Annotated in this window: 1 pseudogene; it reads left to right on the top strand. The window is 46.5% G+C overall.

The annotated features are described in order from the left end of the window. Positions 1 to 243 (top strand): annotated as a pseudogene (locus HPT30_RS29490) (transposase); the annotation flags it as partial.

Here is a 243-nt window from a genome sequence, read left to right as displayed (position 1 = left end):
TTTTGTTGCACAGATTTTTCCTTGGAGACGGAAACCATTGCATCGTACGACGCCAAACGTTGGCCTATTGAGATTTTCTTTCGCCAATCCAAAAATAATTTGGGATTTGGCACGTACCAGGCTCGCTCGGCTAAAGCTTTTATCCGGTTGTGGATCCTTTTGGCTTGGACTTATCTGTTTGCACAATGGGCCTGGAATCTCCCTGCCCTTTTGGAGATGGATTACGTCGCGTACGTAAGCAAG

The sequence above is a fragment of the Paenibacillus agri genome (assembly GCF_013359945.1).
Lineage (GTDB): Bacteria > Bacillota > Bacilli > Paenibacillales > Paenibacillaceae > Paenibacillus_AQ > Paenibacillus_AQ agri.
This window is presented reverse-complemented; position numbering and strand designations above follow the sequence as displayed.